The organism is Kitasatospora sp. NPDC093558 (assembly GCF_040683475.1).
Taxonomy (GTDB): domain Bacteria; phylum Actinomycetota; class Actinomycetes; order Streptomycetales; family Streptomycetaceae; genus Kitasatospora.
Map to the genome: position 1 here is coordinate 1 of NZ_JBFBDY010000769.1, position 2674 is coordinate 2674.

Below are 2674 nucleotides of genomic sequence, written 5' to 3' on the forward strand. Positions count from 1 at the left end.
GCCCTCTGCCGTAGCGAGGCATCGACGTGATGGTGTTCTCGGGGGACGTTCTTCGCCCGGTCGAACCCGCGCATCGCCACGATGCTCGCGCAGCGCGCGGCGGCCGGGGTGAAGGTTCGGCTGTGCTTTGGTGACCCTCAGGGTCGCGCGGTGGCGGTCCGCGGGCGAGAGGAGGGAATCGGCGGCGCCCTCGCAGCAAAGATCGGCGCCTCGCTGACCTACTACCGGCCGCCGCTCGGCACGTCCAGCTGCGAAATCCGCCTTCACGACACCACGTTGTACAACTCACTGTTCCGCTACGACGGCGACCTGCCGGTCAACCCGCACATCTGGGGCCGACCTGCATCCGCGAACCCTCTGCTGCACCTTCAAAAGGACGGCGTGCTGGGTCGGTTCGACAGCTACGCTTCGAGCTTCGACGCGGTCTGGGACTCCGCCCGCCGTGGACCGACGACGCGCAGGGGAGCCAGTCTCATGGCCGGCAGGACTGAGTACTACGGCGATCCGGACGCACCGGCCGCGAACTCGCTGGTCCCTGCGAGCAACCTGCTCGTACAGAACGAGGCCGGCGAGATCCTGCTGCAACGCCGGCGCGACACCGGGCAGTGGGCACTGCCCGGTGGGAAGCAGGACATCGGCGAGTCCGCCGCCGACTGCGCAGTACGCGAGTGCGAGGAGGAGACCGGGATCAAGGCGGAGATCACCGGTCTCCTCGGGGTCTACTCCAACCCGGAGCACATCGTCGTCTACAGCAGCAACGGTGAGGCTCGCCAGCAGTTCGAAGTGGCGTACATCGGCCGCCCGGTCGGTGGTACCCCGACGGTCAACGACGAGGCCGACGGTGTGCGCTGGGTGCGGCCGGGCGACCTGGACGAGTACGACATCCACCCGAGCATGCGCCAGCAGATCGGCCACTACCTCAGCGGTCGGTACCCCTACCTCGGCTGACTCAGGGCGGCGAGCCGGTGTTCGGTGCGGGCTACCGCCGCCTCGATCTCCGGCTGTGCGCGCTGGACGAACCGTCCCACCAGCGTGCCGGCTCCATACCGGGCGAGGATCTCCGCGACCCGGTCCCGAGCGCTGGTCGGCGTTCCATCGGAGGTGGTGGTCATGTCGCAGAGGATCAGGGCGTCGATCAGCAGCTGGTCAGCGAGCATCGGGAACTCGTGCTCCAGGGTCTCGCGCAGCCCACGTTCCTCAGCTTCCAGCAGGGCAAGCGAGTGGTTGGCCACCAGCCGCACAAGCCGCGCATCTGCGCCGTGCTCGTCCCGCAGGAACCTTGCACCGTCAAGGGGATGGAAGCCGGTCAGGACCAGACGAGGTGCGTAGCCGACATCGTGGAGCACTGCGGCGGCGGCCAGCAGGCCATCATCCGGCCCGGCGATCGCGGTCAGTTGCTCGGCTTGACGTGCAACCCCTTGGGAGTGCGACCACCGCCTCGGCAGGGTGTCCGCCAGCTCCTGCTCGGCGATCCGCCGCGCCCACTCCCATGCAGTGGCCTCTCCTGCGGCAGGCCCGGTTGTGCTGTTCCGGGCCTGCCGCCGGTACGACTACCTGGGTGCTGCTGGGGTCAAGGACTTGCAGCCGAGCCAGCGCTGCAGCACCGCTGGCACCGCGACGGTGCCGTCCGGCTGCTGGTGCTGTTCCAGTAGGGCCGGCACCAGGCGGCTGGTGGCCAGCCCAGAGCCATTGAGGGTGTGCACGTAGGCGGCCTTTCCTGCCGCGGGGCGGAAGCCGATGTTGCCGCGGCGGGCCTGGTAGTCCCGGGCGTTCGACACCGAGCTCACCTCGACGTAGCCGTCGATGCTGGGCAGCCAGACCTCGACGTCGAAGGTCTTGGCCATCGAGGCGCTGGTGTCCTCGGCGGCCAGCCGGGTGATCCGGTGGTGCAGGCCGAGTGCCTCGACCAAGTTGGCTGCTTTGGCCAGGAGTTCCTCATGGGCGGCATCGGAGGCGTCGGGGTGCGCGAACTGGAACATCTCGACCTTGTTGAACTGGTGCCCGCGAAGGGTTCCACGGTCGGCGGCGCGATAGCTGCCGGCCTCGCGCCGGTAGCAGGGCGAGTAGGCGACGTACTTGCGCGGCAGTTCGTCCTCCGCCAGGACCTCGTCGCGGTGGAGGTTGACCAGGGCGGTCTCCGAGGTCGGCAGCAGGAACCGCTGCGGCCCGGCCGGACCCTGTTCGAGCGCGAAGACGTCCTCGGCGAACTTGGGGAACTGGCCTGCGGTGTAGCCGGCCTGATAGGTCAGCAGGTGGGGCGGCAGGATCAGCTCGTAGCCGTCCTGGACGTGGGTCTCGATGAAGAACTTGAGCAGCGCCCATTCGAGGAGCGCCCCGTTGCCGCGGTAGACCCAGTTGCCGGTGCCACCGAGCTTGACGCCGCGCTCGTAGTCGATCAGCCCGAGCCGGCCGGCCAGATCGACGTGGTTGTGCGGCTCGAAGTCGAAGTCCGGACGAGTGCCGTGCTCGCGAACGACCTGGTTCTGCTCCTTGCCGCCAGTCGGCACGTCCTCGTCGGGCAGATTGGGCAGCAGGTCTGAACGAGTGCCTCCGCGCCGTGGGGGTAGTGCCCGGCCACGATGAAGTGCGGCACCATGAACGCGGCCACCAACCAGCCCGCCCCCAGGCGGCTGGAACCCCAGTCGATCACGTGGACCTCGCTGTTGATGATCAG

General features: G+C 68.6%; 3 protein-coding genes. 1 reads left to right on the plus strand and 2 read right to left on the minus strand.

The window, feature by feature from the left end; all coding sequences use genetic code 11:
- Positions 1-474: 474 nt before the first annotated feature.
- A complete protein-coding gene (locus AB0O00_RS34945) occupies positions 475-948 on the plus strand; it encodes an NUDIX domain-containing protein (protein ID WP_363658721.1) in 474 nt (157 codons plus the stop codon).
- Here AB0O00_RS34945 and AB0O00_RS34950 read toward each other — a convergent pair.
- Entirely contained in the window at positions 936-1472 is a 537-nt protein-coding gene (locus AB0O00_RS34950; protein ID WP_363658723.1) for an HD domain-containing protein, read from the minus strand. The genes AB0O00_RS34945 and AB0O00_RS34950 overlap by 13 nt on opposite strands.
- 78 nt (positions 1473-1550) lie before the next feature.
- On the minus strand, positions 1551-2642 hold the full coding sequence (gene serS / locus AB0O00_RS34955) for a serine--tRNA ligase (protein WP_363658725.1): 1092 nt from the start codon (positions 2640-2642) through the stop codon (positions 1551-1553).
- Between the last annotated feature and the right edge of the window lie 32 nt (positions 2643-2674).

Excerpts from the sequence above, each read along its gene's own strand:
- AB0O00_RS34945 (WP_363658721.1), top strand. The coding sequence starts at position 475 with ATGGCCGGCAGGACTGAGTACTACGGCGATCCGGACGCACCGGCCGCG.